20 protein-coding genes are annotated in these 26,883 nt (G+C 42.7%); 19 read left to right on the forward strand and 1 reads right to left on the reverse strand.

The window, feature by feature from the left end; translation table 11 throughout:
• The first annotated feature begins 25 nt into the window (after positions 1-25).
• The 5 genes from ABF638_RS13075 (at position 26) to ABF638_RS13095 (ending at position 5,618) form a co-directional block, all read left to right on the forward strand.
• Positions 26-691, forward strand: a complete 666-nt coding sequence (locus tag ABF638_RS13075) for a glutathione S-transferase family protein (protein WP_435023117.1) — start codon at positions 26-28, stop codon at positions 689-691.
• Positions 692-1,231: 540 nt separating this feature from the next.
• The gene (locus ABF638_RS13080) at positions 1,232-1,903 is read left to right on the forward strand and encodes a glutathione S-transferase family protein (protein WP_435023118.1); all 672 of its coding nucleotides are present in this window, start codon (positions 1,232-1,234) and stop codon (positions 1,901-1,903) included.
• 106 nt (positions 1,904-2,009) lie between these two features.
• Positions 2,010-2,798, forward strand: a complete 789-nt coding sequence (locus tag ABF638_RS13085) for a CmcJ/NvfI family oxidoreductase (RefSeq protein ID WP_435023136.1) — start codon at positions 2,010-2,012, stop codon at positions 2,796-2,798.
• 77 nt (positions 2,799-2,875) lie between these two features.
• Positions 2,876-3,787, forward strand: coding sequence for a TauD/TfdA dioxygenase family protein (locus ABF638_RS13090; protein WP_435023119.1), 912 nt, complete (start codon positions 2,876-2,878; stop codon positions 3,785-3,787).
• Positions 3,788-4,667: 880 nt separating this feature from the next.
• Positions 4,668-5,618 carry a DMT family transporter gene (locus ABF638_RS13095; RefSeq protein WP_435023120.1) on the forward strand — a complete coding sequence of 317 codons (951 nt, stop codon included), beginning with the start codon at positions 4,668-4,670 and terminating at the stop codon, positions 5,616-5,618.
• A 117-nt stretch (positions 5,619-5,735) separates the two neighbouring features.
• On the opposite strand, the gene ABF638_RS13100 is transcribed toward ABF638_RS13095, so the two are convergent.
• Complete coding sequence (locus ABF638_RS13100) at positions 5,736-6,524, reverse strand: PEP-CTERM sorting domain-containing protein (protein ID WP_435023121.1); 789 nt, start codon at positions 6,522-6,524, stop codon at positions 5,736-5,738.
• Between the two features lie 440 nt (positions 6,525-6,964).
• Between ABF638_RS13100 and ABF638_RS13105 the strand changes: the two genes are divergently transcribed.
• The 14 genes from ABF638_RS13105 to ABF638_RS13170 all read left to right on the forward strand — a co-directional run.
• On the forward strand, positions 6,965-7,729 hold the full coding sequence (locus tag ABF638_RS13105; RefSeq protein ID WP_435023122.1) for a methyltransferase domain-containing protein: 765 nt from the start codon (positions 6,965-6,967) through the stop codon (positions 7,727-7,729).
• Between the two features lie 840 nt (positions 7,730-8,569).
• Complete coding sequence (locus tag ABF638_RS13110; protein ID WP_435023123.1) at positions 8,570-9,934, forward strand: LLM class flavin-dependent oxidoreductase; 1,365 nt, start codon at positions 8,570-8,572, stop codon at positions 9,932-9,934.
• A complete protein-coding gene (locus ABF638_RS13115) occupies positions 9,931-10,056 on the forward strand; it encodes a hypothetical protein (RefSeq protein ID WP_435023124.1) in 126 nt (41 codons plus the stop codon). The genes ABF638_RS13110 and ABF638_RS13115 overlap by 4 nt, the downstream gene beginning before the upstream one ends.
• A 154-nt stretch (positions 10,057-10,210) precedes the next feature.
• Complete coding sequence (locus ABF638_RS13120) at positions 10,211-11,749, forward strand: amidohydrolase family protein (protein ID WP_435023125.1); 1,539 nt, start codon at positions 10,211-10,213, stop codon at positions 11,747-11,749.
• Positions 11,750-11,964: 215 nt separating this feature from the next.
• Positions 11,965-12,963: an aldo/keto reductase gene (locus tag ABF638_RS13125; RefSeq protein WP_435023126.1), complete on the forward strand. Its 999-nt coding sequence runs from the start codon at positions 11,965-11,967 to the stop codon at positions 12,961-12,963.
• A 52-nt stretch (positions 12,964-13,015) separates the two neighbouring features.
• Positions 13,016-14,065 carry an aliphatic sulfonate ABC transporter substrate-binding protein gene (locus tag ABF638_RS13130; protein ID WP_435023127.1) on the forward strand — a complete coding sequence of 350 codons (1,050 nt, stop codon included), beginning with the start codon at positions 13,016-13,018 and terminating at the stop codon, positions 14,063-14,065.
• A 101-nt stretch (positions 14,066-14,166) separates the two neighbouring features.
• The gene (locus tag ABF638_RS13135; RefSeq protein ID WP_435023128.1) at positions 14,167-14,676 is read left to right on the forward strand and encodes a GNAT family N-acetyltransferase; all 510 of its coding nucleotides are present in this window, start codon (positions 14,167-14,169) and stop codon (positions 14,674-14,676) included.
• A gap of 112 nt (positions 14,677-14,788) precedes the next feature.
• Positions 14,789-16,627 (forward strand): ABC transporter ATP-binding protein, encoded by a 1,839-nt coding sequence (locus ABF638_RS13140; protein WP_435023129.1) that lies wholly within the window; start codon positions 14,789-14,791, stop codon positions 16,625-16,627.
• Between the two features lie 160 nt (positions 16,628-16,787).
• Entirely contained in the window at positions 16,788-17,951 is a 1,164-nt protein-coding gene (dnaN, locus tag ABF638_RS13145) for a DNA polymerase III subunit beta (RefSeq protein WP_435023130.1), read from the forward strand.
• A gap of 1,171 nt (positions 17,952-19,122) precedes the next feature.
• On the forward strand, positions 19,123-20,292 hold the full coding sequence (locus ABF638_RS13150) for a PAS domain S-box protein (protein WP_435023131.1): 1,170 nt from the start codon (positions 19,123-19,125) through the stop codon (positions 20,290-20,292).
• Between the two features lie 429 nt (positions 20,293-20,721).
• Positions 20,722-21,552, forward strand: coding sequence for a dienelactone hydrolase family protein (locus tag ABF638_RS13155; RefSeq protein WP_435023137.1), 831 nt, complete (start codon positions 20,722-20,724; stop codon positions 21,550-21,552).
• A gap of 832 nt (positions 21,553-22,384) precedes the next feature.
• Positions 22,385-22,765 (forward strand): hypothetical protein, encoded by a 381-nt coding sequence (locus ABF638_RS13160; RefSeq protein WP_435023132.1) that lies wholly within the window; start codon positions 22,385-22,387, stop codon positions 22,763-22,765.
• Between the two features lie 9 nt (positions 22,766-22,774).
• Positions 22,775-23,695, forward strand: coding sequence for a hypothetical protein (locus ABF638_RS13165; protein WP_435023133.1), 921 nt, complete (start codon positions 22,775-22,777; stop codon positions 23,693-23,695).
• 127 nt (positions 23,696-23,822) lie between these two features.
• On the forward strand, positions 23,823-26,883 hold a 3,061-nt coding region (locus ABF638_RS13170), incomplete at its 3' end, for a caspase family protein (protein WP_435023134.1).

The raw sequence follows: 26,883 nt of genomic DNA on the forward strand, positions 1-26,883 counted from the left end.
TCCTATTCATAGAGGAATAATCAACATGGCTGAAATCAAGGTATATAGTGCGGTTGTTTGCCCTTATGCTCACCGTTCGCGTTTGGTATTGCAAGAAAAAGGCGTCGAATTTGACTTGATTGAAATTAACTTGCAGAACAAACCAGAGGGATTTACAGATATTTCTCCTTATGGAAAAGTGCCTGCGATCGCACATAATAATAACCGAGTTTGGGAATCGGCAGTAATTAACGAATATCTCAACGAGGTATTTCCAAATCCGCCGCTTTTGCCTAGCAGTCCCATTGCTAAAGCGCAGGCTCGAATCTGGATTGATTTTGCTAATACTCGATTTGTTCCAGCTTTTTCTACTCTCTTGCGTAGTTCCGATATCCAACAGCAAGAAGCAGCTAAAAAAGAACTATACCAACATCTGGAATTTATCGAGAATGAAGCTTTAGGGAAGTTATCAGGAGACGGCCCTTACTGGTTTGGCGAATCCGTCAGTCTGGTTGATTTCACCTTTTACCCCTGGTTTGAGCGTTGGCCTGCACTGAAGCACTATCGAGGCTTTGGGATACCAGAAGAATTTACTCGTCTACGTCAGTGGAAAAAGGCTGTAAAACAACGTGATTCTGTAGTGGCGATCGCTAATAGTAAGGAGTTCTACATAGAGCAATATGCTAGATTTGCTACTCCTGTAGCTGCCTAGCACAGCTTTTTGGTAGTCAAAATAATTTTATCTTTCCCTAAGTTTTCGCCGCCCAAAAAGATTTTGGGCGGCAAAAAAATAAATATACGGGTTGTCCTTTGTCCTTTGTCATTCTTCATTGGTAAGGGTTTTAGACGTGTTAACATAGTTTGGTTTATTCCCACCTACCAGCCCTTTCAAGGTGGTGAGATTTAGAACGAGAATTGGTTATTTCAACCTTCAAAAAGCCCAAAATCTGAGCGAAGGATTCAAGCGTATCTTCGTTGGCCACCTTGAAAGGGCTAGTCCTATAATTTATGAAAACCTCAATATTTAGTTACGCTAACAATTAGGTATGCATATTTTCATAAAAACTGTATAATATTTAAACTACGCTAAACCGACCGATAAACTGTAATAGTCATTTAACTGATGTAGATACCTACCAGTCAATTATTTAACTGCACTAATCAACACATCTCACTTCTGTCTTATTGCTTTAGTTTGAGTTGTGCAATCTCAAACAGTCTGTATTCACGATAATTACAAGGAAAAGATTTCATGAGCAACATACAACTGTACTTCGCCAAAGCCTCTACCTTCTCTCAACGGACTCGTGTAGTCTTACTGGAAAAAGGTATTGACTTCACCCCAATAGAAATTGACTTACAGAACAAACCAGATGGATACACGCAAATTTCGCGCTATGGTAAAGTTCCGGCTATCAAACATGGGGATATTGAAATTTACGAGTCCGCTATTATCAATGAATATCTAGATGAAGTTTTTCCAGAACCACCATTGTTACCCCGCGATCCGGCAGCTAAAGCGATCGCTCGGATTTGGATAGACTACGCCAATACTCGCTTTGTCCCAGCTTTTAACAAATTTCTGCGCGGTAAAGATAGCACCGAACAGGAAGAAGGACGAAAAGACTTCACAGAAGCACTTCTATATATTGAGAAGGAAGGATTAGGCAAGGGTGATTACTTGTTAGGAGATCAGTTTAGCCTAGTTGATATCAGCTTCTATCCTTGGTTTGAGCGTTTACCACTCTTAGAACACTTCCGCAAATTCACATTACCAGCAGAAACACCTCGTTTGCAGACATGGTGGAATCTGGTACGCGATCGCCCCTCAATTCAAGCAGTTGCAAATCCTGTGGACTTCTATTTGCAAAGATTCGCCAAAGTTCTCGGTGAACCTCTTCCCGTTGGTGCATCACAAAAATAGGACGCATGACCAAGAATTAACCAAAATCCAAAATGGGATAACCTATGAGCTTAAATAACCAATTTCCGCAGAACTGCCATACGTAGAGGCTAACCTCAGTTACCTGATTCCAACGGCAGAAAAGCCTGTCAACTATACCTACGAACCGCCAGCCGGAATTCCCCGCACGAATGCAACTTATCAGACGCACAAACTGCCAATTTACAATGCTCGTTCTATCTCAGAGAACATCTCATTAGATCGGGAAGGATTCGCCTTGACTGGACATAATACCAATGTCCGCAACTTTTACGATGAAGACGAAGTACGCCGAGTCTACTATCCAGAAGCCGAGCAATTGTTAAAAGAGGTAACAGGTGCAACGAAAGTAGTGATATTCGATCACACACTTCGTAATGCTGGGAACTCCAAACCAGGTGAGAATAATATTAAAGAACCTGCCAAGCGTGTACACAACGACTTCACCGCTAAATCAGGCTATACTCGCGCCCGTTTGGAACTAGCAGCGCAGGGCATAGATGATATTGATACGTTACTAAAACAACGATTTGCCATCGTTAATGTTTGGCGAGCGATTGCACAACCAATTCAAGAGTCATCATTAGCACTGTGTGACGCCCAAAGCATCGCACCCACAGACCTTGTAGCTGGTGATTTAGTGTACCGCGATCGCGTCGGTGAGACATACGGAGTCACGTATAACTCCAAACATAAATGGTTCTACTTCCCGCAAATGCACAGAGACGAAGCACTATTTATCAAGTGTTTCGACTCCGCAGAAGAGGGACATGCACGTTTTGCAGCCCATACAGCCTTTGAAGACCCCACTAGCCCAGCCAACGCTCCCCCACGAGAAAGCATCGAACTAAGGACATTTGTCTTTTACCCCGCATAGATCGCAAAAACTTCTTTCAAACTCCTACTCTTTGAACCTCTGCATAAAACAAAATAACCCTTGGAGACACAAATATCATGACTTCCCAACACTTTGACATCAAACCAATCGCCGGACGTATCGGTGCAAAAATCATTGGTGTTGACTTGAGCAATAACCTCAGCAATGAAATCATCAGTGATATCCGTAAAGCTTTAGTTAAACACAAAGTCATCTTCTTCCGGGAGCAGAACCTTGACGCTCAAGGACAAGTAGCCTTCGCCCGTCGCTTTGGAGAAGTCACTACAGCCCATCCCACTGTTCCCTCATTGCCAGAAAACCCAGCAGTTCTTGACCTGAATTACGGCAAGACTGTGAGCCGCGCCAATAACTGGCACACCGATGTCACATTTGTAGATCGTCCCCCCCTTGGTTCTATTTTGCGGGCGCTTGTCATCCCACCATCAGGAGGTGACACCATTTGGGCAAACTCCGTGACTGCCTACGAAGATTTACCAACTCACCTACGTAATCTTGCTGGCCAACTCTGGGCAGTACACAGCAACGCCTACGATTATGCAGCAGCAGTTGACTTACCACAAGAAGTCTTAGAGTATCGGGCTGTTTTCACCTCGACTGTGTACGAAACCCTGCATCCAGTTGTCCGCATCCATCCTGAATCCGGTGAACGTGGGTTATTTATTGGTGGGTTCGTGCGTCGTCTGCGCGGTTTATCACAGAATGAATCTGATGAAATCGTAAAATTGTTGCAAGCTTACATCACACGTCCTGAAAACACAGTCCGATGGCGTTGGAAAGTAGGCGATGTGGCGTTCTGGGATAATCGTGCTACTCAACATTATGCGATCGCAGACTACGGTAATCAACCTCGCCACGTTCAACGAGTCACACTTGTGGGTGACATTCCTGTTGGTATTGATGGTAAGCAGAGTGAGGCTATTAAGGGAGATTCTTCTGCATATAACCGACGTGAGGCAGCTTTAGTTTAAAAGAGATTAGGGACTGGGAATAAATATGAAGGACGGGTTCTACGAGAAAATCTTGTTTTACCCCGTCCAGTTAACCAATTTACTCAAGTTGCATATCCTGAATTAGTAGGGGCTGCTACGTAATTTTACAAATATTAAAGTCATTGCAACATAATTACTTAGGAAGGGGAAAGTATCAAAAAAATGATTGCACTTTTTTGTGAAACTCTTCTATACACTTAACTCTACGTATGTACGCATTGCACGGATAGCAACTGATGACGGATTTATTTTGAGTGAAACACGCATAATATGCGTTTATCGAACAGAATTCAGAATTCAGGAGTCAGGAGTCAGAATTCAGAATGAATTCTGTATGACTGGCGGATAGCGCAGCGTTAGCGAGTCATCGATAGCGCAGCGGTAGCGAGTATTCGAGCGTCGCGTCTGAATAACCGGGTTTAAGACCCCCACCAAATTTTCAACTTGGTGGTCAACAAGAAAGTCGCGGGTCTGAATCCCCGACTGATAGCGAAGCGTTAGCGAGTCTGCGTTCGCTTTTAGCGTCTCGTAGAGAGCGTCTTGATTCTGACTCCTGAATTCTGACTTCTGAATTCTTCTTCAATTAAATCAATTCAATCCCAAAATCAAATTAGTTGCTGATATTTCTAAACTCCTAAGCTTGCTCATATCACCCTTGCCTCTGCACTTGGCTTGGAGAGCCGTCTACCTGAACTGCAATGGCGACTAAGTTACCCCAAACTTGCACAATGGTATGATTCTCTGGGCAACCTTCCCTGCAAGCGACGAAACCAGACTCCTAAAGATAATTAGTAATTCGTAGTTAAGATTCCAATTACGATTTGTTTACTCTTGGGATAATAATTACGAATTAACAATTATGTTCACGGTTCTTTTATCCGCTTTCATCTTGACGTTTCACAACGTTACGGTACGAATTTTGTTTTCAGAACATCTCGTACTGGGTTTATTTGTACTCGGTGGATACGTTAAACCGGATTTACAGAACTCATTATTGCTGATGTTTATGCGAATGCTACTGGTGGTTCCACTTATGGCATCTCTAGCATTTAAGCTATATCCATCTGCTCTGAAAGAATTTCGAGAGTTGTTCAGGCGCGATCGCACTGATGTTTTGCTTCAAGCATTGGGCTGTGGAGTCTTGATGTTTGTGTATATTGCGTTACTCTACATTGCAATTGGCTTAATTCCTACTGGAATTGCCATGACTCTATTCTTTACCTATCCCGTGTTTACGGCGCTGCTTGCTTGGAGGTTTTTTGGCGAACGTCCAACACTCTTCCGTTGGTTGGTGATGGCGATTATTCTGGGGGGTGGAGTACTCACAATTCCTCAATCTTCTGCTGCTTACAGTAGTGATATCATTACCAATGGAATTTTCGCCAGCGTTGGATCTGGAGTTGTTTACGCCTTTTATAAGGTTATGGCCCAAAAATGTTTGGAAAAATTCCATCCAGTTCCTTTCACCTGGATTAGTTTTACCTGCACCCTACTGTTTTCTGGTGTCAGCTTACTGTTCTGTCCACCTTTCAGTACTCAACTGGATTGGACACCTCTGTGGATTGGCAGTATTTTTTCTGGTTTAGTGAGTTTCATAGGACACACTTTCAATAATGTAGGAATTCGCATGATTGGTGCAACTAAAGCCTCAATCGTCGGCGCTAGCAGTCCAGCATTAACAGTATTAGTCGCATGGGTCACAATTAGCGAAACTTTAAACTTGATTCAAAGTTTGGGGATTGGAATTGTCACATTAGGGATCGCGTTGTTGAGTGGAGAAGGCTTTGTGCGTAAACGTAGCACTTCATAGAAATCTTAGAAATTCACTAGACCAAAAAGTTATACGATTGCTCTGGAATAGTGAATTCTTATAGCTTGTTTTGAATTAAAAAAAAATGTAAGAAGAATTACATTAATTCTATCCTCATTATTGTCTAATCATCTTTCTTTTTTTCAAAGCTAAACTTGCACTTACAAATCCTAATGTTATACCCAAAATCGATGCAGGCTCTGGAATTTGAGTTGCGTCTAATTTCACATTATCGAAATTAATTTCTATACCATCACTCTCTAAAATATTCAGCAATCGAATTTCTAATGCTTGTCCTAAGTTTGGGTTATTAGCTGAAGTAGTATACGAAATGCTAGAGGTAACAAAAGCTCCTTCTATGATGCTCAGGCTATTAAAATCTTGAGTAAGTAAAGTTCCTCCAGCTAATAATTGAATAGCATAGCCAGGGAAACCATCTAAAATAGTGAAACCATTCACAGGTGGAATATTGGCTATTTCAACCTGTAAGGTATATTTCGTATTAGCTGTCAATAGACTGGTAAGGGTTTGTGATATTCCCACAGCAACACTTCCAGGTGGATAAGTGAGGTAAAGATATCCAACATTATTTCCTTCTGGAGCTTCGTTAAAATAAACGTCTGCTGTAGGATTGTATGCACCATAAATTGGCTCACCAACACCTATACTGGCAGATGTCAGGTTAGATGGATCATATAATGTCCAGCCAGGTAACACATTAGTAGTAAATTCTCCTTCTCCTATTATTGGTTCTTCAAAACCTGCATTAACTATACTTAAGCTTGCTGCATTTGCTGTAGGAGTTTTAGTGATAGCTGCAATATTTATAGCTGCACAAATAGCAGTAATATAAGCAATTTTTGCGGAGATTTTTTTGGAAATCATGATTTTAGTGGTAGATAGCATGAGAAAAATTTAGTAAGTAGTGAGTTAAATTTCATTTCCTAATTACTAAATTCGTAAAAATTAGAATTTACGTAACACTTCGTTATTCTAATTACTCAGATGCTAGCACTGCCTTAAAAAAGAATTATTAAGTTTGCAAAATATTTTGGTATAATTTTCAACAAATTTAATTTAGCTGAACTTTAGATTAAAAATTAGTTCTTAACAGTAACTTCATTTAAACAATGTTCAGTACTGATGTTGCTAAACCACAAGAAGCGAATATGGCTGTGGCAGCTTTAGGATATAGGAATCCGCTTTGATTTCTGAACTGATTTGCATAGGCAGGGAATAGGCAATAGGCAATAGGCAACAGGAAAGAAGGCTTCTTGGTTGTACTGAGTTTTTTCAGAAATCAAATATGAGTCCTATATTGTGTATTTAGGAGGTAGAGTTACAAAATGCCAGATAAATGGAATCCAGAATTATATGAACGGTTTCAATCCCAAAGAAGTCGCCCATTTTATGATTTGGTAGACATGGTACATCGACAAGAAAACTTACGAGTTCTAGATTTAGGATCTGGAACGGGAAAGTTAACTAAATATCTGCACGATACACTAGCAGCACAAGAAACTCTGGGAATAGATGCTTCTGAAAATATGCTGCAAAAAGCACGGCAATATGAAGGTAACGGACTACGGTTTGAGCAAGGAAAAATAGAGGATAACCCAGGAGAAGGAGAGTTTGATTTAATCTTTTCTAATGCCGCTTTGCAATGGTTAACAGGACACGAAGCTTTATTTGAAAAATTACGCCGCAAGTTACGTCCAGGTGGACAACTGGCTATACAAATCCCAACGATGGACGATGAACCAGTACATCAGTTAGCGCTTGAAACAGCCAAGGATTTTAGTCAAGAATTGGGGGGATATGTGCGGCGCTTGGAAGTACTGACTCCAGCGAATTATGCCAAACTACTGTATAGTCTGGAGTTTATTAAACAGGAAGTAAAACTTCAAATCTATGATCATGTTCTACCGTCACGAGAATCTGTAGTGGAATGGTATCGCGGTACGCTACTAACGGCATACGAGTCGCGCTTAGATACTCAGACTTATGAACGATTTGTAAAACGGTATAGGGAAAAGTTATTTGAAAAATTGGAAGATGAACAACCTTTCTTTTTCCCTTACAAACGCATTTTAATGTGGGGACGCGTTTAATTAATTCGTAATTCGTAATTCGTAATTCGTAATTCGTAATTCGTAATTGATTTGCGATCGCATTCCGTGCATCGTAGGCGATCGCAGGTGAGTTATTTACAAAAGCGATGTCTATGACGGGCTATGATACTTGTGGATTTGCTATCGGTGTCGCCCAAAAAATTCAACTGGCAGCCAATCAATTTTAACTTTTTGCTAGTGCCGTGTTGTTCCCAAGTAATATGAGGAACAACACGGCACTAGCAGTGAAGAATATCAGTATTGCATTCGCCCATTCTATAAGTTTTCATCGATTCTGAATTCTGGTTTATGGACACGGTATTTTGTATTTTTTACTATTGATTCTGGGTGTATACATAAAATCAAATAAAAAACAATCCTCCTAAGACATAGTTTCAAAAGAATTTATTAGCAAACTTGTGTTAAAGGCACTTGCATTTTTCTTGTAAGTATGAAAAGCTTTGTTACAGAGCAAAATACGGTAAATCAATCGAGTTATAGTATTTTTTGAGTAATACACTACAGCATTTCATTTACTGGCTGACTGACTTGAAAATAGGGACTGATGACGGATGACTGGGTAGAGAAATATTTTCATGCCCTCGTTGTGTGATTTATCACATGGCTATCTAGTTTAAAGTGCTGAGTGCTGTAGACGTTTTTGCGGCTTATAGCATGGTGTAGCCACTGTGTTGGGGAGACAGCGCCGTGGGTGGGTTCCCCGAATTGTAGCAATTGGCGTTGCTGAGTAAAAGTCAATGAGTCAGTAAAGTGGACTTTCATCTAGTGTATACAGTTCATGACGACTACTTAGCCAGAGCCACAGAATAATAAAAAATAATGAGTAAAACACGCAAGTTTCGTTTAGGTGCATTCATTCAAGCCACTGGACATCACGTTTCCGCCTGGCGACATCCAGATGCACAGATAGACGCTGGATTCAATTTTGAGCATTACAAAGAAATTACCCAGACTGCCCAACGCGGCTTGTTCGATGCAGTTTTTCTGGCGGACAGTCCAGGAGTTTGGGGTGGTGCTCCAGAAACTCAAAAACGCAATGGTAAACTTGTCCATTTTGAGCCAGTCACACTCTTTTCGGCCTTGTCTTCTGTAACCCAAAATATCGGCTTCATTGCCACCGCTTCGACTACCTACGAAGAACCCTACACCCTGGCGCGGAAGTTTGCTTCCTTGGATCACTTGAGTAAAGGGCGGGCGGGCTGGAATGTAGTTACTACAGGTAACGAGAATGCCGCACTTAATTTCGGTCTTGAGCATCATCCAGAACACAGCCACCGTTATGAACGTGCTAAAGAGTTTATGGAAGTGGTGAAAGGATTGTGGGACAGTTGGGAAGATGATGCCTTCATCCGTGACAGAGAATCTGGTATCTATTTCGAGCCTGACAAACTGCACATACTCAACCACAAGGGCAAACATTTTTCTGTCAAAGGCCCCTTAAACGTCGGTCGTCCGCCCCAAGGCTACCCAGTGATTGTACAGGCTGGAGCCTCTGAAGCCGGACGGGACTTAGCTGCGCGTACTGCTGAGGTAATCTTCACCGCCAATCAAACCCTAGCCGATGCCCAGGAATTTTATGCTGATATCAAAGGGAGGTTGGCGCAATATGGGCGTTCTCCAGAGGATCTGAAAATTATGCCTGGGGCTTTCCCAATTATTGGGCGTACTGAGGAAGAAGCTCAAGAAAAATACGAATTTCTGCAATCGTTGATTCATCCCGATGTAGCTTGGGGTATTTTAAAGAACTATTACAAGGGTGTGGATCTATCCAAGTATTCTCTAGATGATCTCGCTCCTGAACTGCCCAGTGACACTAACAACAACAAGAGTCGTCTGAAACTAGTTAGAGATTTGGCTACTCGTGGGACTCTCACACTACGTCAGTTGTATCTGTCTCTGGCTACTGCACGAGGTCATCGCACTATACTTGGTACTCCCGAAAGTATTGCCGATCAACTAGAGGAATGGTTCAACAACGGTGCAGCAGATGGTTTTAATATCATGCCGCCAATTTTGCCTACAGGGTTGGATGACTTCGTGAACTTGGTCGTTCCCATCTTGCAGAAACGCGGACTGTTCCGTACTGAATACGAGGGTAGTACTTTGCGGGAAAATTTGGGTTTGCGTCGTCCGGGTAATCGTTTTAGCGCTAAACAAGTCGGTGAGAGATTGGTTTTGGCATGAAAAGTCTTGAGTTGAAAGACCGCCGACAAGGGGGAGCCACTGCGGTGGACGGGTTTCCCGGCATAAAGCAAGTGGCGTTGGGGTATCAACCTTCTCCAGATGAATTGTTTACTGATGATTAATCCATACTTCGTCAAAGCCACGTTCTGTAGATCGCCGCCAGATGCTCTACAGTAGCCTGAAAATCGTAGCTAAAAGCTTAACCAGCATCCAAATAGTGCTGGATAAAACCTGTAATTTTTTGTTCGCATAGCGTGCCATAGGAAAGGAAAAAACATGACTGAATATAGCAGATTGAAAACTTCCCGTTCCGCCGCAATCAAGGCAAAGCTTAATTATCCAATAATTGATACCGATGTTCACACTAATGATTTCACTCCGGCGCTGGAGGATTATATTGCTAAATACGGTGGCTCAAAACTCGTAGATGAATTGCGGAAAGCAGAAGCTTCTCGTCTCAATTCCAAGAGCAATGGTAAAGACTGGTATCAACAAACTTCTGAAGAACGTCAATACAACCGGACAATTCGATCGCCTTGGTGGGCGAGAGTTACCCGCAATACTTTGGATCTCGCTACTTACACTCTTCCCGAACTATTCTATGAGCGTCAAGCAGAGCAAGGATCAGATTATTCGGTGTTGTTTCCAAATAATGTTCTTGCACCAGCTGGAGCAAGTAAAGAGAACCGTCAAGCACTGCAACGGGCGGTCAATCACTATCATGCTGACTTGTACCGGAAATATAGCGATCGCTTGACACCGGTAGCTGGTATCCCGATGGGTAATCCTCAAGAAGCCGTTGAGGAGCTAGAATTTGCAGTGAAAACACTAGGGCTGAAGGTGGCAAACATTCCTGGTGGTGTGAAACGGCCAATTAAGGCGATCGCTGATAAATATCCAGCAGATCAATATCCTGAAATCGCCAAGTATGCATCCTACATTGACTTTTACGGATTGGATAGTGAATATGACTACGATCCATTCTGGGCAAAAGCAGTTGAATTAGGTGTACCCGTTACTACCCATTACGGCAGTCAAGGTTGGACTGGGCGCTCCTCCATCAGTAACTACATGAACAACCACATCGGTCATTTCGCCGATGGCTCCCAAGCATTTGCCAAGGCGTTGTTCTTTGGTGGTGTTACCAAACGTTTCCCACAGTTGCGCGTAGCCATGCTCGAAGGTGGTGCAGATTGGGGCGCTCACGTCTACATTCATTTAGTAGATCGTTTCTCCAAACGCAATCTTAAAGGGCTGCAAAACTACAACCCAGAATTCGCAAATGCTGATGAGTTGTTAGTGTTGTTTGAGCGTTTTGGTAGCGAATTCCTGCAAGAACATCCTCTGAGTAAAGAGGAACTAACAAAGAGTGTCTTGGGTTCTTCCTTCAACCGTCATAGCCGCTCACCCGTTGGTAGTGAACTAGAAGATTTTGCCGCAGCCGGGATTGAAACAATTGAAGACATCCGCGATCGCTGGGTAAATAGTTTCTTCTTTGGTTCCGAGTCTGACGATCGCACCATTGCAGCAGCATTCAACGACAAAGCCAATCCCTTGGGTGTGAAAATCAATGCCATCTATTCCTCAGATGTTGGTCACTGGGATGTACCAGATTTGACCGATCCACTAGCGGAAAGCTGGGATTTGGTACAAGAAGGTGTGATTTCTGAAGCGGACTTTAAGGCTTATGTATTCCATAATCCTTACAAGTTTTATACTCAAGCTAATCCCGACTTCTTTAAGGGTACGGCGGTTGAATCTAAGGTAGCTAACATCCAATCTCCACAAGCAGATAAAAATTTGGTAACGGCGTAAGAGATTAGTAGTCTGTCAAATTCATTTTGATGGGCTGCAAGATCCCCGACTTCTTCAAGAAGTCGGGGATCTGACCACCGCTAACCCTTCAGAACTAATGGGACAGACCATTAGTAGTCTGTCAAATTCATTTTGACGGTTAGAGAAACGCGATAAATCGCCGTCTCTACTCTTACCGCAAAGAGCGCTAAATAGAATTCCTTTCCTCTTCTAACATGACATTACCAACAACTAAACTCGGTCAAACTGGATTGACCGTTTCCCGTCTCTGTCTCGGTACAATGACCTTCGGATTGCAGACAGATGAAGAAACTTCCCGGCAAATCCTTGACACCGCCGCCGATGCGGGAATCAACTTTCTTGATACAGCTGATGTGTATCCACTTGGGGGTGGGCTTGCTACGGCTGGAAATACCGAAGAAATTATTGGGCGCTGGCTCAAAGGCAAACGCGAACATTTTATTTTGGCTACCAAGGCTGTAGGTAAAGTTGGCCCTGCACCTTGGGATCAGGGTGCTTCGCGTAAACACATTTTGGATGCGATCGATGCTTCCCTCAGAAGACTGGGAACTGATTATGTTGACCTGTACCAATTGCACTCTGATGATGCCTCAACCCCTCTTGATGAGACTCTGGAAGCACTGGACACCATAGTTCGGGCTGGTAAGGTACGCTACATTGGGGTTTCTAACTTCTTAGCTTACCGACTCGCCCGCGCCTTGGGCCGCGCCGATGTGCGAAATTTAATTCGCTTCGTCTCGATTCAACCCCGCTATAATTTGTTGTTCCGCGAAATTGAGCGAGAACTTTTGCCCTTGGCGAAAGAAGAAGGATTAGGTGTAATTCCTTACAATCCCTTAGCAGGTGGTCTACTCACTGGCAAACACAATCTTACTCAAGGCCCCGCCGCAGGGACTCGTTTCACCTTGGGTACTGCCGCAGAACGTTATCAAGAACGATACTGGCGCGATCGCGAGTTCAATACTGTGGAAGAATTACGCACAGTGGCGGAATTTGCTGGATTGTCGCTCACTACCCTAGCAGTAGCTTGGGTGCTGGCTAATCCGATTATTACTGCCCCTATTATTGGTGCTAGTCGTCCAGAACAACTGACTGACACCCTCAAGGCTATAGAACTAAAACTCGACGACAGTTTGAAACAAAAACTCGACGACATCACCGCAGAATATCGCAGGGGAGATTCTCTGCGTTAGTTTTGCAAATTTTAACCTTTCCAATCCAAACTATTTCATCTATCAAACAACTATGATTAAACGCCGTCGTTTTCTAAATGTTGCTACATCTAGTCTGGGCGGTTTTTCGATGGCATATTTGTTGGGAAGTTGTAGCCAACAAGGCCAACAGAATGTAGCAAGTACTAGTGGCAATTCAATTTCTCTTGGTATAAAAACTAAAGTTCTCCGCATGGGTTATCAGAGTGCAGGGGATCTGTTCAGAAATCGGCAAGTTTTAGAGAAACGCTTAGAGCCACTGGGAATCAAGGTGGAATGGGCGCAATTTGTCCAAGGGCCTCAACTCATGGAAGGTATGGCTGCGAAAAGAGTTGACGTAGGATCAGTAGGAGAAACGCCGCCAATTTTTGCCCAAGTCGCTGGTTCAGACCTTGTTTATGTCGTCGGTACACAAAGAACCGAAAGAACAGGAACAAGTAGTGTAATTGCTGTACCTCCAGAGTCTCCCCTTCAGAAATTTGAGGATATCAAGGGGCAAGAAGTTTATTTTCAAAAAGGCTCGGCATCGCACTATTTTATTCTTAGAGCTTTGCAGTCAATCGGCTTGACAATTAAGGATATCAAAATCAAAAGTATGGCGACTATCGAGGCGCGGGGTGCGTTTCTCGAAGGGAGAATTCCCGTTTGGATGACTGGAGATCCGCATTATGCGATCGCTCAAAAGATGGGTCGAATTCGCGTTCTCAGAGATTCTGTTGGGCTAGATTCTCCTGGGGGCTATTATATTGCTGATAGGAAGTTTGCCCAAGAAAATCCTGGCTTACTCAAAATTATCATTGAAGAACTTCATGCTCTTGATAAGTGGGCAGAAGCGAATCGAAATGAAGTGAAAAAGTTGATGATCGCAACACAAAAGCTCGATGAAGATGTGGCCGATAAGGTAATGTCTCGTCGCACTTTCGCAGGACGCAGAGGCCTAAGTCCTGAACTGATAGCGGAACAACAGCGTGTAGCAGATTTATTCTTTAAAGAGGGTGTCATACCGAAGAAAATTAATATTCAGGATGCGTTACTTGCGCCTGATTTGTATGCTGCGATTACACCGCCAGAAATTATGGTCTAGTACTTTTTTCATTAGTTATGAGGAGCTAAGGTGTAAAATCAGACGGTTGCTTTAGCAGTTTATTGTTGTCTTTTTATCACCCTTAAGCCCCTTCAGAAAGAATGTTTTGCTTAGAAACACAACGCCTAATCCTTCGAGAATTCCAAGAAAAAGACGTGCATCAACTTGCGCCAATACTTGCAAATCCAAAAGTAATGGAATTTTCTCCTACTGGAATTCTATCAGCTTCCCAAACGCAGGCTAAAATAGTTAGTTTCATGATTTCTTATAAAGCGTTCGGATTTGGAAAGTGGGCTGTCATTTTAAAAGAAAGCAACCAATTGATTGGTTACTGTGGAATTGCAATAGAACAAATTGAAAATGTAAACGAACCAGAAATTGGGTATCGGCTAAATCCAGAGTTTTGGGGTAAGGGATTAGCAAGTGAAGCCGCGTTAGCAACAATTAAATACGGATTTGAGCAACTCAAATTTCCATATATCCTCGGCATTGTCGAACGAGCAAACACAGCATCGATCAGAGTGCTTGGGAAGTTGGGTATGAAACACGAAAGAAGAACGATATTTCATGGAGTTGAGATGGATATTTATCGTTTGAATATTGCTACTTAAGAAAGCTTTGGCACTGTGAACAAAGTCTTCTAGCTTTATTTCAATGTTATTTGTCCCCACTCAATCGAGTTGTTAAAGAGAAGCCGAAAAAGATGCTACAAGATCGACTCTCATGAAGAAAAAGTCCAAACAATCGAAATCCTTTCAACGTGCTGCCGACGCGCCCAACTTGCCAGCGACGACCTTTAGGTTCATTTGCTATTTTGTTAACCAGTTTCGCTGGTGGTATGTGGCAATGGTGATTCTGGAGGTAATACACGCAACCTGTGGCATCATGTTACCTTATGCCATTGGTGAGATCATCCGGGGCGTGACGCGATCGCCAGGGGACAGTAAGCAGATTTTTGATGCCGTGAGCCAACCTCTGATGTTGTTCATCGCCTTGAGTTTGGGTGAAGTAGTATTCGGGCGATCGGCTGGACTCTTACAGACAATCCTCCATCCGCTCCACCGACAGCACATCGTCCGTTCTCTATATGCTTACTTGCAGCACCATTCTCATCGTTACCTCAGCAGCAGTTTTTCTGGAGCATTGGCACATCGGATTAGCGAAACTTCTCTGGGTGTGACTCAGACGATGCAAATGCTGATTACTGAATTTATGCCAGTAATCATCGTGTATACTGTCACCACGATATTACTGTATCGCGTCTATCCTCCACTTGCTGGATTCGTGGGGATATGGGCAGTTCTTTTCATCAGTATTTCGTTCTGGCTGGCGACTCGCTGCCGAATTTACTCACGCAAAGCCGCAGCAGCAAGAAGTGAAACAACTGGCATCATTGTAGATGCGGTAACAAATCTCACTAGTAGCAGACTGTTTGCTCGCCTGGGTTTTGAACGACGCTATTTGAATGAGCAATTAAGGGACGAACTCAAAGAGGTGAGAAAATCCAACTGGTACTCGGAGCGAATCCGCTGGTTTCAGTTTATCTCAGCAGCAGTTCTGAAAATTGGCACTTTGTATTACTCGCTCTCACTTTGGAGTCAGGGGACGATCGCAACTGCGGATTTCGTTGTAGCAACCAGTCTGTCGCTGTTAATCATCAGTGAAGCCCGCAATTTAAGTAAACGGTTTTTAGAATTTTTTGAACATATCGGCAATATTGCCAATGGTGTCTTCACTATTGTTCAACCCCACGAGATCATTGATCGGGATAGTGCGATCGCTCACTCAATCACTCAGGGACAAATTGAGTTTCGGCAAGTAAATTTTAGCTATTCCCTTGGTAAAAAAGTATTCGACAACCTGTCTATAACCATCCAACCAGGCCAGCGTGTCGGACTGGTTGGCTTTTCTGGCTCAGGGAAATCCAGTTTCGTCAATCTGATTTTGCGTCAATTCGACCCCCAATCGGGACAGATTCTCATTGATGGGGTGGATATTCGAGACATGACGCAAGATGCCCTACACTCCCAGATCAGCTTGATTCCTCAAGATCCGTCTTTGTTCCATCGGACATTAATAGAAAATATTCGTTATGGACGACTGGATGCCAGCGACGAGGAAGTGGTCGAAGCAGCACGCCAGGCCTATGCTCACGATTTTATCGCGCAGATTAAGGAAGGGTATGATTCTTTGGTTGGTGAGCGTGGTGTCAAACTTTCTGGAGGGCAAAGACAAAGGATTGCGATCGCGCGGGTAATTCTCAAAGACGCGCCGATCCTGATTCTAGATGAAGCTACCTCCAGCCTCGATTCCATCACCGAAAAAGCGATCCAAGACACTTTAGATTTAGCAATGGATGGCAAAACGGTCATCGTGGTGGCTCATCGACTTTCTACAATTGCCCATCTAGACCGCATTTTGGTATTTGATCAAGGGCGCATTATCGAAGATGGTACTCATGCAAAACTGCTGGCACGCCGCGGTGCTTACTACAGGTTATGGAAAATGCAGGCAGGTGGATTCTTACCTGTAGAAGCTAATAATCAGAATGTATCTGTATGAACAACTGCAAGAATTAATTCATCCCAGGTGGGACTATCTTTACCAACTCAGTGCTGAGTGCTGAGTGCTGAGTAAATTTAAGAAGTACCTAACTCAAAAACTGCGATCGCCTATGAGCAATAAGGGTGTTAGGATATCTTTCACCAGCTGAATCTGACTTATGAAATTAGTTTGCTCCCAAAGCGATCTCAGTACAAATCTCTCACTCGTAAGTCGTGCAGTGCCTTCACGACCAACTCATCCAGTACTTGCCAATGTGTTGCTACAAGCGGATGCTGAAACTAACCAGGTAAGTTTAACAGCCTTTGATCTCAGCTTAGGAATCCGCACCAGCTTTAACGCAGAGGTATGGCAAGGAGGTGCGATCGCACTTCCTGCTAAGTTACTTGTAGATATCACCTCTCGTCTTGCAGAAGGCGAAATCACTTTAGATGATGAATCAGCCCTCACAGGTGCAACACCCGGTGGAGAGGGTTTAATAGTGACACTCACACCCAAGAGTGGACATTACCAAGTCCGAGCAATGGGGCCTGAAGAATTTCCCGAACTACCTATAATTGAAAATACCGAAGTAATCCATCTCACCACTGCTGCATTAATTGAGGGATTACGAGGTTCATTGTTTGCTACGAGTGGTGATGAAACCAAGCAAGTACTTACGGGAGTACATTTAACAGTTAAACAAGATACCCTAGAATTTGCAGCTACTGACGGACATCGCCTAGCAGTAGTAGAAACTAGCAACGAGCGTCCTCTAGGCGGAACTACTCAACTAGAAGTGACAGTGCCAGCTAGAGCATTACGCGAACTCCAACGAATGCTAGCTCATAGCGCCTCATCAGATGAACCTGTAGCTTTATATTTCGATCAAGGTCAAGTTGTGTTTGCATGGCAAAATCAACGCTTGACTAGTCGCACATTAGAAGGGCAATATCCTGCTTATCGACAATTAATCCCCCGCCAATTTGAGCGGCAAGTGACAATTGAACGGCGACAATTCGTCAGCACTTTGGAACGGATTGCTGTACTAGCTGATCAGAAAAATAATATTGTCAAGGTCAGTATTGATAGCGAAGCTCAAGAAATTACTTTATCATGTGAAGCTCAAGATGTGGGCAGTGGTAGAGAGTCAATGCCGGCACAGATTTCTGGGGAAAACATTGAAATTGCTTTTAACATTAAATATTTGATGGAAGGCTTGAAAGAGTTACCATCTTCCGAAATTCAAATGCATTTAAATCAAAGCCTAACTCCAGTTATTTTTACACCATTGGGTGGTTTGAAAATGACCTATTTAGCTATGCCTGTGCAACTTAGAAGTTAAAAAAATAGTATATATAGGAGTCCTAAATCATTCGTGGAAAATTAGATCCCCGACTTCTTTGAGAAGTCGGGGATCTCGACACCGCGGATTTTCACAAATCAAATAGGATTACTATATAGGAATCCGCTTTGATGTTTGAATTTACTTGCGTGGGCAGGCAATCAATACTGCTCGCTTTGTGCATTTTTAACTCGGAATAGGGTTTGGGAAAAGGTTAAAGGTTAAAGGTTAAAGGTTTTTTCTTTCCCCTTTCCCCCGCCCCTTATCCCCAGAGGGGGCCCCACCTTCCCCTTTTCCCCTTAACCGACAAGTATTGGGCAGGCAATAGGCAATAGGGCATTGGTAACTTCTTCCCCATGCCCAAAAACTCCACCTACAAGGGGATGGAGTTTTTTATGTCATTGAAAATCGAAAGGCTCAGATTCCTAACTTCTTAAAGAAATTGGGAATCTCGTTATGAAATTTATTAATAATGAACGTATTCAGGATCACAAAGAAACTTAACTTAGATTCTATATCTTTGGTAGTAGTGCCTTGATTCTTGTGATGGAAGTTGGAGAAAGTCTGATCAGTTATCGTAGGTAAAAATGGAAACAATTATCATTAACACTAAATCATTCATTGGGGAAATAACAAAGCGGGTTAAACAATCATGAGAAATTAAGGTTGAGATTCAGAGTTTTCCGACTGTGGTATCTTATCTAATTTATCTGTTAGTTATAATCTTGACGGGCTGAACAGTTCAGTCACTAATTAGCATAATTCTTAGAGCAGCAGATTTGGTGATCCTATTTAGCTAAGTCAAGCAATTTTTCCCACCAGAGGTAGAAGTAATACTTCGCAATATGCCGTAATCTTTTTTGTAAAAAGCATCTGAGTGGCGAAAAGTTTTCAATGGACACCTTGTAATTTCCTAGATTTAATTTACTTTGAGCATCTAGGTTGAATGCCACACGTCTCATTTAAAAGACTGGCCCATCTGTAGTGCTATAGGACATAAATTGTCAAAAACCTAAAATAAATGTATTTTATAAGTTCAATTGAATAACAATTGCAGTTTACAACTAGTTAAATTTCTCATTCAGCAAAATTGGGAATGCTGCAATTTTTCCAAGAATTTATTTAGTAGATTTTTTGCTCAACCTCTGCAAGCAAGTAGCGGGTATTTAAGGTGAACATAGAAAAATTTATCCAACGCACAGAAGTATTGCATAAGCGTTTAGCAGATTTATACCAAACTGCGAATGTATTACCTTGGATTCCCGCGGATCTGCTGCCACAAGCTTTCAAGGAACTCTATAACACTTCAAAGATAGTACAATTAGCGGCGGAGGAACTGTATCAGCAAAATGAGGAACTATTACAAACACGGGATTGGTTAGAAGCGGAACGCCAACACTATCAAGAATTATTCGAGTTTGCTCCAGACGGCTATTTAGTAACAAATACAGAAGGAATCATCCAAGAAGCTAATCTTACCGCAGCTAAGTTGCTCAATGTTTCAAAGCATTTTTTGGTGGGCAAACCAATGATTAATTTTGTCGTTTTAGAAGAACGTCAGCAGATTCGCAACGAACTTGTCCAGCTATCCCAATCAGACAGAGTTAAAGAGTTATTGGTACGTTTACAACAACATTATGGCGAGTTTTTTGATGCAGCGTTGACAGTGGCAGTTGTCCGCAATCACCAGGGTAAAGCAATTTCTCTGCGCTGGATAGTGCGTAATATTACTGACCGACAGCAGTTTGAATCAGTAATAATTAAGAATGACAACGATCTTTTCAATACTCGTCCCAGACATAAACACTCTAAAGGAGAAACTATTCCCCTCAACCCATTAGTAATTTGGTATGTTTGTCAGGGTTTGGTCAAACTCACTACCTACAGTGAAACTGGTGAAGAACTGCTAATAGGATTGGCAACAGCAGGAATGGTTTTTGGTTCTAGTTTGACATCTTTAAACATTTACCAAGCAACAGCCCTCTCGGATGTTGAGTTGGTGTCAATTTATGCGTCAGAGATAGCAGCTTCTCCAAATCTGAGTCATACTCTTTTACCAAAAATTAATCAGCGGTTACAGCAAACAGAATCTTTTTTAGTCATTTGTGGAAAACGACGGGTACAAGAGCGTTTGCAGCATCTATTACAACTTTTGAAACGAGAAGTGGGTGAAACTGTGCCGGAGGGTACTCGCCTAAGTGTTCGCTTCACTCATGAAGATATTGCTAGTGCCTGCTGTACTACGAGAGTCACAATCACACGATTGATGGGCAAATTACAAGAGGAAGGTGTAATCAGTTTTGACTTAAAAAAACATATTATCTTGAAAGATTTCGATTAATTAGTTTGCTGTAGATTTCAACTTTACGGCATAAAATTTATCTCATTATTTGGGGGAAAAATTAGATCCCCGACTTCTTCGAGAAGTCGGGAATCTGGACATCGCGCATTTTCACAACTCATTTAGGATTACTATAGTGCAGCTTATATCAATTACTCCTGATTAGCGTTGAGAGGATGTCGATGGCTTTAACATAGACTTCTTCGCTAAAGGAATTACCAGCGATTATGGATGATTATCTCAGTTAGTTAGCTGGTGGAAAAGATTGGATAAATCGGGAAAGATGAGGCGATCGCTCTTGATGGCGAAAACTGAAGTAGCAAAGACAGCTAGTATTGCAGTAAACTTATGGGTAAACCGTAGTATATCTCATTGTAGTACTGTACGGATAAGCAACAATAAAGTTTTCGCCAATTCAAGGTAGAGATGATGAAAGAAATAACACGCCGCAAATTTATCGCAACAACCACTCTGGCGACGGGTTTTGCCTTGGCAGTGCAACCCATTTCTGCCCAAGTCATTAGCACTGATGCTAAGGGACTGGTAGCTGGTGCGGTGAAAATTCCCGTTAAAGATGGCGAAATCCCTGCTTACAGAGCAGCACCTGCTACTGGTGACAATTTTCCCATTGTCCTGGTAATCCAAGAAATCTTTGGTGTCCATGAGCATATTCAGGATGTTGCTCGTCGCTTTGCTCGGTTGGGGTATTTAGCGATCGCACCCGAATTATTTGTACGTCAAGGCGATGTCTTAAAATTAAGCAGCATAGACGAAATTCGCCCAATTGTTGCCAAAGTTCCAGATGCCCAAGTGTTATCCGATCTTGACGCTACGGTAAACTGGGCGGTGAAATCAGCTAAGGGTAATGCCGACAAATTGGGGATTACAGGCTTCTGCTGGGGCGGCCGCATTACCTGGTTATATGCAGCCCACAATCCCAAGGTGAAGGCTGGTGTGGCTTGGTACGGGAGACTCGTGGGCGATGCTACTGAACTTCAGCCCAAGTATCCCGTCGATATTGCATCAAAACTGACAGTTCCAGTTCTCGGACTCTATGGTGGGAAGGATACAGGTATTCCATTAGATACAGTAGAGCAGATGCGCGATCGCTTAAAGTCCAGCAGCAGTAAATCTGAAATCATCGTCTACCCAGATGCACCCCACGCATTTTTTGCCGATTATCGTCCCTCCTACCGCGAGAAAGAAGCTAAGGAAGGTTGGAAACGTCTCTTGGCATGGTTTAAGCAGAATGGCGTGTAAGTCTGCGGAATATAGGAAAGCCTCCCGATCTGGGAGGCCCAAAGGTTAGCGCTATATCTGCCAGGATTTTTAACAACCGTGAATGTTGTATGTTCACAAATTAAATGTCGCTAATTTTAAACCTTACAACTCTTGCTATACAAGAGTCAAACTAGTTTTTAGAAGTTTTTCAAATTCGATAGTGATTTTACCTTGTTTCATACACTTAAGGTCGTAAACCTAATATTTTCAAATTGTAAATGTCGCTTATTCTATTTGATGCAGAAACTATCGTTTTAATCAACTTTACAAATTTAATGTCGCTTTCTTATTAGTACAAGTCTTCATATCACAAAGAAAGCTCACAATACTTAATGATATAGGGGCTTTGATTTCTGAACGAATTTGCGTGGTGTGCGTTCGCGGATCGTGTCGCAGCGCAAGCGCGATAGGCAGGCAACAGGTAACAACTAAGAAGCCTTCTTGACTATTGCCTATTGCCTGCCCAATACTTGTCGGGTTTTGGGGAAAAGGGGAAGGTGGGGCCCCCTCTGGGGATAAGGGGCGGGGGAAAGGGGAAAGAAAAAACCTTTAACCTTTAACCTTTAACCTTTAACCTTTTCCCAAACCCTATTCCGAGTTAAAAATGCACAAAGCGAGCAGTATTGATTGCCTGCCTACGCAAATTAGTTCAGAAATCAAAGCGGATTTCTATATGATTTCTATAGAAGGGTAAAAAATTCATTAATGTTAGCAGAAGCTCCATCTATGCTCAAAAATTAATTATGTTAATCTATTTCAGTGTATATATAAAATAATTAGCCATTAATCTTACATAATGAGGTTTTAAGTTGTGGTGTTTGAACCTGAAGATATTCTGGAGGGAACGCGTTTGATTCGTCCTTTTCTTCCAGAACTTTTAGGAGATGATGCGGTTCAAGTAGACCGACAATTATCTGAACTATTGGCACAAGCTAAAGCTGGACAGCAAGTCCATGACCAGATTTTGGAAATCTTCAAAAGTTACCCAGATACTGACGACTGGATGGCTGAGTTTCTGAGTGAAAAACCGATAACAAAAGGTTTTGAGCCACTTCCAGGTAAAGGTCAACCAATATCTGCTTCAAAATATAGATGTCCTCAAGGGGATGATTATAGTTGGTATCGTCGCTCTGTCGGAACAGCTATACCAAACTGTCCTACTCATAATGTCCCGTTAATACCTGCTGATTAATTACAAAATATGCCAACCAAATTTTTGGAAAGTCTGGGTGGAAAGCTGGCAGAAAACTGGGCTGCGAACATACTAACACCAGCCTTTGTTTTCTGGATTGGGGGACTACTAGCTTGGGTATGGCGTTTTGGTCGAAAACCTTTGGAAGACTGGCTTAAACAGCAACCAGAATCTTTGCTGATTGTTGTCATGGTAAGTGGTTTGCTGATTATTGCTGTCTCAGGTTTTGTGGTTCAAAGGTTCGATTTATTTATTTTAAGATTTTTAGAAGGCTATTGGTCTGCTTGGTTGCTACCTTTACGACGCTGGATGATACAGCAAAAAGAGCGTGATTTGAAACGAAAAGATAAGCGTTGGCAAACCCTGGCTGATAAAAAAGATCAACAAGTTATAACTAACGAGGAATTAGAGGAATATGTAACGCTGGATGGACAACTTATGCAGTTTCCATCTCAACCTAATAGGTTAATGCCTACAAAGTTAGGTAATATCCTCAGAGCCGCTGAAAGCCGCCCTTATGATAAATATGGCTTGGATGCTGTAATTTGCTGGTCTCGCCTCTGGCTACTATTACCGGATGGAGTGAAGAAAGAATTACAAGAAGCACGGTCAAATCTGAATACAGCAGCCCGTTTTTGGGTGTGGAGTTTGCTGTTTATCGTTTGGACTCTTTGGGCTTGGTGGGCTATCCCTGCTGGGTTAGTGGGGGCAATCTTTGCTTATTATTGGGCAGTTGATGCCGCAAGTATTTACTGTAGCTTATTGGAATCTGCGTTTGATTTGTATCGCTTAGAACTTTACAAATCTCTTCGTTGGCAAATACCTATTAATCCTAAGCAAGAACAAGAGTTAGGTCAGCAATTGACAACTTATTTATTACGAGGTTTAGATGGCGACAGACCAATATTTACGCCTCTAAAAGAAAAGTGACTCTCATGGGTAAATATTTAGTCAGGAATATTTACTCGATTCTTGCCTGTGAAAATACGATTAAAATCAAACAATAGCTAGAATTTTGAGAAATTTTCCCGAATTTTTATAAAAAGTCGCATATTAAATGAGTAGAGATGCTTTAGTTGTTGGCATTAATAAGTATAATTTTCCAGGAGCATCAGCCTTACGATCGCCTGCTAACGATGCAGAAGCGATCGCCAAGCGACTCAGTGAAGCTGGAAATTTTCATGTCAAGCGATTGCCAGAATTCCTAGATCAGCGTGAAGATCATGCACCGCGCATCGCAAAGAATCAGGAAGTCAAGGTTGCAGATTTAGAGAAGGCTTTAGAGCAACTATTTGATCCTGAAGGTAAAAGCGTTCCAGATACAGCCCTCTTCTATTTTTCTGGGCATGGTCTTCGTAAAGGTCGGCGCAAAGAAGGTTTTCTAGCTACTAGTGATACCGATTGTGATGGGAACTGGGGACTGCGATTAAAGTGGCTGCGTGATTTATTGCAAGACAGCCCAGTACGGCAGCAGATTATCTTGTTGGACTGTTGTTACAGTGGGGAACTACTCAATTTTACAGACGCTGATCCGGGCGATCGCGGAAATACACGCGATCGCTGTTTTATTGCTGCTTGCAGAGAATTTGAGCTAGCCAATGAAAATGTGCGTACAGCCAGTAGTGTACTCACTAGCGCGATTTTGCGCGGATTTGACTTGGCTGAACTATCTAACCAATGGGTCACCAACGAAACCCTAGTAGCATTCTTACGGCAGGAATTAGAAACAGCACCCCAAAAATTCATCTCCAACAATTTGGGGTGTATTAATCTCTTTTTTAGGAAAGAAACAAAGAATAAGCAAGCTGTTCAATCTGCGCCTGTACAAACTTCGAGTCCACCAAATCAGACGAATAAATTAGCAGAGCAATTACAGGCTTGGTTCACTGCCTTGCGCTATGGCTTTGAAAAGTATGAAATTAACAATGAAAATTATTTTGAGTGGATTATTAATGTCAATAACCCTGTAGAGAAAAAGGGATATAACCGAGTTTTGATACGCGGCATCACAGGAGAAGCCGGAATGGCAGATGTTGCTGCCTTGCGACAGTCAGTAAATACTCGAAAAACAGATATAGGTTGGCTAATCACCAATCGCCGTGTCAGTCGCGCTGCCAAAGATGAGGTGAGCAAGCAAGAAAACCAGGATTTATTCTGCTACACCCTTGATGATCTGCTGGATCGAGATGCCGATTTTAGTGGCTACCTCAAATGGCTAGAAAATGAAATCAAGCAACGGGGAATTGACCGCACTTATGTACCCCTAGCTTGTACCAAAGAGGAATTTGATCCCATCTCAAAGCAGAAAATGGGCATGAGCCATTACGCTCAAGCTGATGGTTGGATTGATGGTTATGTTGAGCGCTGGCTTGATGATCCTGCCAAAGAACACCTTTCTATTTTGGGTGAATTTGGCACTGGTAAAACCTGGTTTGGGTTGCATTATGCCTGGACTGCCCTGCAACGCTATCGTGATGCTCAACGCCGGGGAGTAGAACGCCCACGTCTACCATTAGTCATTCCTTTACGGGACTATGCCAAAGCAGTCAGTGTAGAATCGCTATTTTCAGAATTCTTTTTCCGCAAGCATGAAATCCCACTGCCTGGTTATTCTGCCTTTGAACAACTCAACCGCATGGGTAAAGTGTTGTTGATTTTTGATGGCTTTGATGAAATGGCAGCTAGAGTCAATCGCCAAGAGATGATCAACAACTTCTGGGAACTAGCCAAAGTAGTAGTACCAGGGGCAAAGGTAATTCTCACCTGTCGCACCGAACATTTCCCCGAAGCTAAAGAAGGCAGGGCTTTGCTAAGTGCAGAGTTGCAAGCTTCTACAATTAACTTGCCTCTAGAGACACCGCGCTTTGAAGTGCTGGAATTAGAAAAATTTGATGACGAGCAAATTCGGCAGGTACTAGCGTTTCGTGCTGAACCAGAGACAGTAGAACAGATAATGAGTAATCCGACATTGCGGGATTTGGCCCGTCGTCCTGTAATGACGGAACTGATTATAGAAGCCTTGCCAGAGATTGAAGCGGGCAAGCCAGTAGATATATCACGGGTATATTTATATGCTGTGCGGCACAAGATGGAGAGAGATATCAAAACCAACCGTACCTTTACCTCATTGGCAGATAAGCTCTATTTTTTGTGTGAGTTGTCCTGGGAAATGCTCTCAACAGACCAGATGAGCATGAACTACAAAGAATTTCCCGACCGGATTCGGCGTTTATTTCCTGCTGTAGTCCAAGAAGAAAAAGATTTAGACCACTGGCATTACGACATGATGGGGCAAACAATGCTAATTCGTAATGCCGAAGGAGACTACAGCCCTGCCCATCGTTCATTATTGGAGTTTTTTGCTGCCTACAAGCTGGTGGCAGAGTTAGGCGTTTTAGCCAACGATTTCACAGAACTGGCTCAAGCACAGTCTCATTTAAATACTGTTCCACCACAAGATTACACTTGGTCAGAATACTTTCAACGACAGTGCGGGGAAGATAGGCAACCGCTCTCAATAACACCGCTAAATTCATTCGCCAAAGCATCTTTAGAAAAATTATCTAATTATTTTGGTACGGCTCCCTTGGCAAAAGCTTTGCTGGATTTAGCTGTGCCAATGTTAGATGAGCAAGTATTTAAACAACGGTTGCTCGCACAAATTCAGTCAACCCGTGGCAAAAACCAGACTCAGGTGGGTTATATGGGTGGCAACCTGGTGAAATTACTACTAACAAGAAATCCTTATAGTCTGGAAAAATCTGATTTCAGCCATACTGTTATTACAGACGTAAACTTTGCTAATGCCAGCTTGCGGTGGATAAATTTGATGGGAGCGGATCTCACGAATTCGGTCTTTGCGCCAATTCTCGGAGCGGTCTTGTCGGTGGCATTTAGTGCTGATGGCAAAAAATTGGTGATTGGAGATAGTAAAGGGACTGTACAAGTTTGGGAAGCATCCTCTGGCAGAGTCTTATTGTTCCTTCAGGGGCATGAAAATGGGGTTAATTCAGTGGCGTTTTCCCCCGATGGTCAGTGGATTGTCAGTGGCAGTGGTGACAACACAGTACGGTTGTGGGATGTGAATGGTCAGCCCATTGGTCAACCCTTTGTCGGGC

It is taken from the genome of Nostoc sp. CALU 1950 (assembly GCF_051172895.1).
GTDB lineage: Bacteria > Cyanobacteriota > Cyanobacteriia > Cyanobacteriales > Nostocaceae > Nostoc > Nostoc edaphicum_A.

Bases quoted from the DNA above. Each gene is read 5' to 3' on its own strand.
- ABF638_RS13075 (WP_435023117.1), top strand. From the start codon at position 26: ATGGCTGAAATCAAGGTATATAGTGCGGTTGTTTGCCCTTATGCTCAC.
- ABF638_RS13080 (WP_435023118.1), top strand. From the start codon at position 1,232: ATGAGCAACATACAACTGTACTTCGCCAAAGCCTCTACCTTCTCTCAA.
- ABF638_RS13090 (WP_435023119.1), top strand. From the start codon at position 2,876: ATGACTTCCCAACACTTTGACATCAAACCAATCGCCGGACGTATCGGT.
- ABF638_RS13095 (WP_435023120.1), top strand. From the start codon at position 4,668: ATGTTCACGGTTCTTTTATCCGCTTTCATCTTGACGTTTCACAACGTT.
- ABF638_RS13100 (WP_435023121.1), bottom strand. From the start codon at position 6,524: ATGCTATCTACCACTAAAATCATGATTTCCAAAAAAATCTCCGCAAAA.
- ABF638_RS13105 (WP_435023122.1), top strand. From the start codon at position 6,965: ATGCCAGATAAATGGAATCCAGAATTATATGAACGGTTTCAATCCCAA.
- ABF638_RS13110 (WP_435023123.1), top strand. From the start codon at position 8,570: ATGAGTAAAACACGCAAGTTTCGTTTAGGTGCATTCATTCAAGCCACT.
- ABF638_RS13115 (WP_435023124.1), top strand. From the start codon at position 9,931: ATGAAAAGTCTTGAGTTGAAAGACCGCCGACAAGGGGGAGCCACTGCG.
- ABF638_RS13120 (WP_435023125.1), top strand. From the start codon at position 10,211: ATGACTGAATATAGCAGATTGAAAACTTCCCGTTCCGCCGCAATCAAG.
- ABF638_RS13125 (WP_435023126.1), top strand. From the start codon at position 11,965: ATGACATTACCAACAACTAAACTCGGTCAAACTGGATTGACCGTTTCC.
- ABF638_RS13130 (WP_435023127.1), top strand. From the start codon at position 13,016: ATGATTAAACGCCGTCGTTTTCTAAATGTTGCTACATCTAGTCTGGGC.
- ABF638_RS13135 (WP_435023128.1), top strand. From the start codon at position 14,167: ATGTTTTGCTTAGAAACACAACGCCTAATCCTTCGAGAATTCCAAGAA.
- ABF638_RS13140 (WP_435023129.1), top strand. From the start codon at position 14,789: ATGAAGAAAAAGTCCAAACAATCGAAATCCTTTCAACGTGCTGCCGAC.
- dnaN (WP_435023130.1), top strand. From the start codon at position 16,788: ATGAAATTAGTTTGCTCCCAAAGCGATCTCAGTACAAATCTCTCACTC.
- ABF638_RS13155 (WP_435023137.1), top strand. From the start codon at position 20,722: ATGAAAGAAATAACACGCCGCAAATTTATCGCAACAACCACTCTGGCG.
- ABF638_RS13165 (WP_435023133.1), top strand. From the start codon at position 22,775: ATGCCAACCAAATTTTTGGAAAGTCTGGGTGGAAAGCTGGCAGAAAAC.